At 63.1% G+C, this 6,619-nt stretch carries 5 protein-coding genes and 1 pseudogene; 3 read left to right on the top strand and 3 right to left on the bottom strand.

Features of this window, described 5'->3' with window-relative positions; translation table 11 throughout:
- Positions 1 to 37: 37 nt before the first annotated feature.
- Positions 38 to 208: a hypothetical protein gene (locus V7E26_RS28435; protein ID WP_324422714.1), complete on the bottom strand. Its 171-nt coding sequence runs from the start codon at positions 206 to 208 to the stop codon at positions 38 to 40.
- A gap of 256 nt (positions 209 to 464) precedes the next feature.
- Positions 465 to 2,303, bottom strand: a complete 1,839-nt coding sequence (locus tag V7E26_RS28440) for an alkaline phosphatase family protein (protein ID WP_324422715.1) — start codon at positions 2,301 to 2,303, stop codon at positions 465 to 467.
- Positions 2,304 to 2,495: 192 nt separating this feature from the next.
- On the opposite strand from V7E26_RS28440, the gene V7E26_RS28445 reads away from it, so the two are divergent.
- The 3 genes from V7E26_RS28445 to V7E26_RS28455 all read left to right on the top strand — a co-directional run bounded on the left by V7E26_RS28445 (position 2,496) and on the right by V7E26_RS28455 (position 6,377).
- Positions 2,496 to 2,672, top strand: a complete 177-nt coding sequence (locus tag V7E26_RS28445; protein WP_324422716.1) for a hypothetical protein — start codon at positions 2,496 to 2,498, stop codon at positions 2,670 to 2,672.
- 372 nt (positions 2,673 to 3,044) lie between these two features.
- Positions 3,045 to 3,569 carry a hypothetical protein gene (locus V7E26_RS28450; RefSeq protein ID WP_324422717.1) on the top strand — a complete coding sequence of 175 codons (525 nt, stop codon included), beginning with the start codon at positions 3,045 to 3,047 and terminating at the stop codon, positions 3,567 to 3,569.
- A gap of 90 nt (positions 3,570 to 3,659) precedes the next feature.
- On the top strand, positions 3,660 to 6,377 hold the full coding sequence (locus V7E26_RS28455) for a bifunctional diguanylate cyclase/phosphodiesterase (protein WP_324422718.1): 2,718 nt from the start codon (positions 3,660 to 3,662) through the stop codon (positions 6,375 to 6,377).
- Between the two features lie 33 nt (positions 6,378 to 6,410).
- Here the strand turns inward: V7E26_RS28455 and V7E26_RS28460 are convergent.
- Positions 6,411 to 6,619 (bottom strand): annotated as a pseudogene (locus tag V7E26_RS28460) (hypothetical protein); the annotation flags it as partial.

The following is a 6,619-nucleotide window of genomic DNA, read 5'->3' on the forward strand; positions in this document are numbered from 1 at the left end:
GAAGCGGACATTTGATGTGTTACCAAAACCGGCCAACTTAATTAGCTATCGACACCGCGGAGAGGCTGCCCATGGTGCCCGGCAGCCAGAACCCGATGCCGCCGTTGTCGGCCTTGGCGGGCGCCGCGGCCATCGCGATGGCCGACAGCATGGCGATCCCGGCAAAACCCGCCGCGGTTCGCCTCGAGGATATCGAATGCCCGATCATTGCGCGTCCCCTTTGACAGGTATCTTGTCGGACGAATGCAATGCGATTCTCGAATGCTTTCCGCCGAGTATGCAACCCGTCGGAGAAAACTTCCGATTGTTGTGACACAAGTGTCACGCGTCCGGCCGATCGATGGCGGGCCGCGGCTGGAACCTGCCTGGATGTGCGAACGGAACGGGCGCACAGGCGGTGAATGGCAGATCACCCGCCATGTACAATTTGTGCCACGCGGGCGGCGATCGACCCGCGTGGTCGCTTATTTGCCCGCCGTCTTCTGCTTGCCGTCGCCCGCATCGAGCCCGAGCGTGCGGCCGGGGAAGCCCGCCGCGTCGAAATAGCGCTGCGAGCCGACGCGCTGGAAGTTCAGCACCGTGCGCAGGCCGTTCGCTGAAGGCTTTGACGTCACCGTGGCGGTGAAGGCTTTCGGCGTTGCGCCGTTCGGCATCGCTTCCGTCATGACGCGGCCGATCAGCTTGCCTTTGGGCTTTTGCGTCAGGCCGAGCAGCCTCGCGGCAGTGGCGCCGACGTCGGCATTGCTGACGGGCAGGGGATCGACAAAGCCGGATTTGAAGTCCGGCCCGATCGCCGCGGTGAAATTGAGCGTATCGCCGCGGCTGAAACTGCCATGCATGCCCTGGCCCTGGCGCAGCACGGTGTCGGCAATTTGCACCGAGCAGTTGGTCGGCTCGTCGCAGCCCGACGACCAGGAGCGGAAGTTGACCACGATTGACGGCTGCGGCACCACCGCCTTGCCCTTGAGGGCAAGCTGCGACATCGGCAGCGTGCCGGGGAAACCGCCCAACGCGTCGTCGACAAAGATGCCGCTGACGTAGTCCTGCTCCAGCAGCGCCTTGATGGTGCGGTCCGCGAGCTTGCGATCCCTGGAGGGAATGTAGATCAGGTCCGAGCCGCCGTTGGTGGCGATCACCAGATCAGGCTTGGTCGGGTCCTTGCCGAGCACGCCGTTACCGGCCTTGGGATGGGCATTGTCGGCCACCGGCGCATTCTTGTTGTTGGGATCGTGCAGCGGCAGGTTCAGCGCCTTGGCGAGGTCGATCGCAAGGAAGCCCATCGGGAGAAAGTCCTTCGGCGTGTCGTCATAGGAGATCTTTGCCGACGGACTGGTCTTGCTTTCCTTTGAGATCGTCGAGAAGCCGTGGTCGGAGGAAATGATGATGTTGGTCGAGGCGGTAAGGCCGAGCTCGTCGAGCGCCTTGCGCAACTGGGCGAGATTGTCGTCGGCATTCCTGATGCCGGCCATCGAGGTCGGCCCGTTGATCCCGGGCGTGATGCTGTTGAGGCTGTCGCCGGTATTGTGCTGGCTGCCATCGGGGTCGCGCGACCAGAACACCAGCATGAACGGCTTGTTGCGCGCCTTGAACATCGGCAGCACGACCTTGGTCGCGACATCGGCCATGTAGGTCTGCTGCGCGACATTCGCGCTGGTCGTACCGGGCGTCTTGGCGTTGCCGGCCTTGCTGTTTTCGCCGCGTGGGGTCGTCACCAGGGGGAGGCCGGCCTTGGTCAGCGCGTCCTTCATTTCGTCTGATAGCGGCACGCCGTTCTTGCCGCCGGTGGAATCGTCGATGACGATGGTGTTCTTGCCGCCGTCGGTATGGTCGAAAAGATAGGTCGGGCCGAGCTTGCCGATCGCGGCCGTCGACAAGCCTTTGGCGCGGGCCATCTTCAGGATGGTCTCTTCGTTCAGATAGTCGCCGTTGAAATGCTCATCGATGTCGCCGAGCACCGCGTCGTTTTCGATGAAGGGCACCACCGTGTCACCGGCCGGCGCCGACGAATAGCCGGTATAGATCGTGTTGCTGAAGGTGCCGGTGTCGCCGAGATAATGGCCGCTCGCCATCGCCGAGCCGTTGGCCATGGTGAAGGTCGGGAACAGCGAATGCGAATTCCTGAAATTGACGCCCTTGTCGCGCACATCGGCCATTGTCGGCGCGGTCTGGGGCGTCACGATGCGCCCGCGAAGCCCGTCCGGCACGAACAGGATCAAATTGCGCGGGGTGGCGTTCTGTGCGGAAGCGGCGCTGGCGGTGAGCGCGACAAGGCCGGCCGATAACCCAATGATTGTGCGGCGCATCAGACTCTCCCCCGTAAGAAGCAATCCCGGCGATCCGCCGTTTGCTAGAATTTCTCTGCGACAGGATTGTTACACCGGCTGATACCGGCCTCAAGGGGTGGGGGCCTTCTTGTAGATGCCCCGGCATCAACCAGCGGAGCATTTTAGGAAACATTGCAGCCCATGGCCGTTCTCCATTGGAAGGAGACCGCCATGACCAAATTCCATGACAGAGTCGAGGCGCAGACCAAGCAGATCATCGGGTATATGCTCGGCGATGAACTGCTGGTTCAGGAAGGCAAGGAGCAGCAGCAGGAAGCCACCGAGCCGGCGCCACGCCGGCGCGGTCACGATCAGGGCATTGTCCGTGACGAACGTGGCCAGGAGTAGCCGCGGGACAAGGATCGCGCCCATCGGGTGAGCCGGGTCGACAAAGGTGGCGATCCGCCGGGAAAGAAATCCCAGGTGATCTGCAATTGAAAGAGGAGCCCCGCCAACCCCGTCCGTGGGGTTGTCTGCGGGGCTCAAGTTCGACGTTGCGGGGGAGGAAACGCCGATGCCTGAAAACCCGCAGACCGCACGATTGTTCCAATGGTCTACGCAAGGAAGTGCGCCGGCAGAACACGCGCTGAGGTAGCCAATTTCCCAATCCCGACAAATATTTGCGCAAGGGGTTCCAGCGTAAGCAAACGTTTAGTCGCTGACAGTAAGATACCCCATCAACCTCGCATTAACCTCTGGTTAGTTATGCGCCTTCTGCCGATGAAAGATCAGGACAGGTCCTGGCGGTCGATCAAGGGCCAATGGAAGAAGGACGCTGAAAGCGTCAGCGAAGACTTTTCGACATTCTCGACCGGGACCTATTCCGCCTACGACGCCATGACCAAGGATGGCGACGGGCCCAATCTCTATTGCCTCTCCGACGGGGAGCGGGTTCATGCGGCCTGTCAGGTCAGCCGCCTGATGATGAGCAAGTTTCCGAACCCGATCCTGCGCGCACGGTTCATCGTGGTGTCGCCGGTCTACGAACTGGGGATCGCGGAGGCCGGCAAGTACGCCCAGATGATGGTGGCGCTGTTCTCCGGCATCGTGTGGCTGTCGCGGGATACCATGACCGCAAGCCACATCCGCTTCTTTCTGAAGAGCCCGGGGGATGCGCAGTTCTTCTCGGCGCTGCGCGCTTCGGCGCCGGGGGCGCTGTTCTCGGAGTTCACGATCAACGGGGCCCTGATCGAATGCAGCCTCAAGGAAGCCGAGGCCGAAGCCGAGATGGCGGAAAGCGCCTGATCGGCGTCCATCTTAACCTTTCGATAACTGATTTTGCTAACGCCCTTTTGGGTTGTGCTCCCTACAAAAAGAAGCTGTGGGGAAGAGGAAATGCTGAGACCGTCATCGCAAGATGCCGCCGCACCGCGCAGGCCGCTGTTTGCCGCCGGCATGCCGTGGCGGATACGGCTGGGAGCCATCCAGTGGCTGATCCTGAGTGCCACCGCGCTCGTGATCGCGATCACGCTTGGCACCGGATATTTCGCGATGCAGTACCGCGAACGGACGCTTGAGGGCGCCGAGCGCGAACTCAACAGTACCGCGTTGCTGCTGTCACGGCATTTCGACCAGCAATTGCTCGACCTCCAGCATGTCCAGGAAGACGTCGTGGCCGGCATGCGGGACGACGGCGTCAACACGGCGGACGAATTCGAAAAGAAGATGTCGACCCTGAGCGCGCACGAGATGCTGCGCACCAAGCTCTCGGTGCTGCCCCATGTAGGAGCCATCAATCTCTGGAGTGCCAAGGGCTGGCTGATCAACTCATCCGAGATGTGGCCAGTGCCGGACAGGACCGTCACCGACCGGCGCTATTTCCATGAGTTCACGTCGGGCAGGCCGACGCCCGACGTCATCGTCGAACCTGTCGTGAGCAGGGTGACCAGAATCTGGACGACGATCTTTGCGCGCAAGATCACGGGACGTCAGGGCGAGATCATCGGCTTTGCCGTCCGCGGCGTCGAGCCTTCCCATTTCGAGGACTTCGTCGCGTCGGTGGCGCTGAATGGCGACACCTCGATATTGATGATCCACCGCAACGGCACCGTCATCGCTCGCTATCCCAGGGAGAATGAACTTATCGGTCACAACATCGCCAACACGGACGCGTTTCGGCGTGTGCTGGCGATGGACGGCAATGTTTCGGGGCGTTTCACCAGTTCGCGGATGTCGGAGGAGAAGATCGGCGCGGTGAAGTCGATGAAGCACTTTCCGATCCTGATCGTGGCAACGACCAGGGCGGAGAGCGTGCTTGCCGACTGGCGGGCGCAGACCAGGCTGCAATTCTTCGCCGCGGCGCTGGCGATCGTCGTTGTGATCGGCATGGTGTTCCTGATCGTGCGCCAGCTCCGCCGCCAGCATGCCGCCGCGCGGCGCAAGCTTGCGGAAAAGAGCCGGCATCTCGACACCGCCATCAACAACATGACGCAGGGCCTGTTGCTGTTCGATGCGTCGGGCCGCCTCGTGATCTGCAATCAGCAGTACATCGACATGTTCGGGCTCTCGCCCGAGATCGTCAAACCCGGCTGTCATCTGCGCGAACTGATCCGGCACCGCCAGGAGACCGGCTCGTTTGTCGGCGACGTCGACGCCCATTGCGCGCGGTTTCTCGATCCCAACGGCAGCCAGGTCCAGGACACCGTGATCACGACGGCCGACGGGCGCACCATCAGGCTGATCTTCAAGCGGTCGGCGGACGGCGGCTGGGCCACGACGCTGGAAGACGTCACCGAAGGGCGGCGCGACCAGGCGCGGATCGAGCATCTTGCCCATTACGACGCGCTGACCAATCTGCCGAACCGCACGCTGTTCCAGCGTCATGCCGAGCGTTTGCTGCTGGAGAACGAGGGGCGGGAGTTCGCCGTCCTCTATATCGACGTCGACGAGTTCAAGCGCATCAACGACACGCTGGGGCACCTGATCGGCGACGAGTTCCTCAAGGGCGTGGCGGATCGGCTGCGCCAGTCGGTCGGCCCGAACGATTTCATCGCCCGGCTCGGCGGCGACGAGTTCGCCATCCTTCAGACCGGCATCGCGGGGGCCGAGGAGGTTCATGCGCTGGTGGCGCGGATCTATCAGGCGCTGCGCAGCCCGTTCGATTGCGCCGGCCATCAGCTTGCCAGCGACGCCAGCATCGGCATTGCGATCGCGCCGCGGGACGGCTCGGACCTGCTCGACCTCCTGAAGAACGCCGACCTGGCGATGTATGCGGCGAAGGCGGCGGGGCGCCGGACCTACCGCTTCTTCGATCCGGCGATGGAGCTCAAGGCCAGGCACCGCCGCGAACTGGAGGCGGATTTGCGTGCCGCGCTGGCCGAGGACGCATTCGAGCTGCACTATCAGCCGCAGGTCGATCTGTGCAGCGATCGTGTCACCGGCTGCGAGGCGCTGTTGCGCTGGCGTCATCCGCTGCGCGGCATGGTCTCACCGGCCGACTTCGTGCCGGTTGCCGAGGAAACCGGCCTGATCGAGGAGATCGGGCAGTGGGTGCTGCGCACCGCCTGCGCCGAGGCGGCAACCTGGCCGGTTCATATCCGCATCGCGGTCAACGTCTCGCCGGTCCAGTTCCGTTCGGAAACGCTGCCGCTGAAGGTCGCCGCCGCGCTCGCCGACAGCGGGCTCGACCCGCGCCGGCTGGAACTCGAGATCACCGAAGCTGTCCTGATCGCGGACGACGATGCGGCGCTGGCGACGCTGGACCAGCTCCGTGCGCTCGGCATCCACATCGCGCTCGACGATTTCGGCACCGGTTATTCATCGCTGCAATACCTGCAGCGCTTTCCGTTCGACAAGATCAAGATCGACCGCTCCTTCGTCAAGGAAGTGGCGCGCAACTCGTCGTCGGCCTCGATCATCCGCGCGGTGGTCAGCATCGCCGCCGACCGTACCATGATCACCACGGCGGAGGGTGTCGAGACGCTGCAGCAGCGCGAGACGGTGCAGGATCTCGGCTGCACGCAGATGCAGGGCTATCTGTTCAGCGCGGCGCGCCCGGCGCAGGAAATCCGCGCATTATTGTCATCGGAAGCGGGCGTCGACGCCGCCGCATGATCCGTTCGGAATAGCGGTTCCAACCGTTGCGGATCATGCCTGCGGCCGGGCCTCGGAGATTGCCTTCCTGAGGATGCGCGACAGCAATTCCACCGAATAGGGCTTCTGGATCAGCTCGAAGCCGCGATGCGCGCTCTCGGCCAGCACGTTGCTGTAGCCGGAGGTCAGCACCACCGGCAGGCCGGGATAGCGTTCGCGGATGACGCCGGCCAGTTCGACGCCGTTCATGCCGGGCATGATGA

This window comes from Bradyrhizobium sp. (genome assembly GCF_036735945.1).
Lineage (GTDB): Bacteria > Pseudomonadota > Alphaproteobacteria > Rhizobiales > Xanthobacteraceae > Bradyrhizobium.

Bases quoted from the DNA above. Each gene is read 5' to 3' on its own strand.
- V7E26_RS28435 (WP_324422714.1), bottom strand. From the start codon at position 208: ATGATCGGGCATTCGATATCCTCGAGGCGAACCGCGGCGGGTTTTGCC.
- V7E26_RS28440 (WP_324422715.1), bottom strand. From the start codon at position 2,303: ATGCGCCGCACAATCATTGGGTTATCGGCCGGCCTTGTCGCGCTCACC.
- V7E26_RS28445 (WP_324422716.1), top strand. From the start codon at position 2,496: ATGACCAAATTCCATGACAGAGTCGAGGCGCAGACCAAGCAGATCATC.
- V7E26_RS28450 (WP_324422717.1), top strand. From the start codon at position 3,045: ATGAAAGATCAGGACAGGTCCTGGCGGTCGATCAAGGGCCAATGGAAG.
- V7E26_RS28455 (WP_324422718.1), top strand. From the start codon at position 3,660: ATGCTGAGACCGTCATCGCAAGATGCCGCCGCACCGCGCAGGCCGCTG.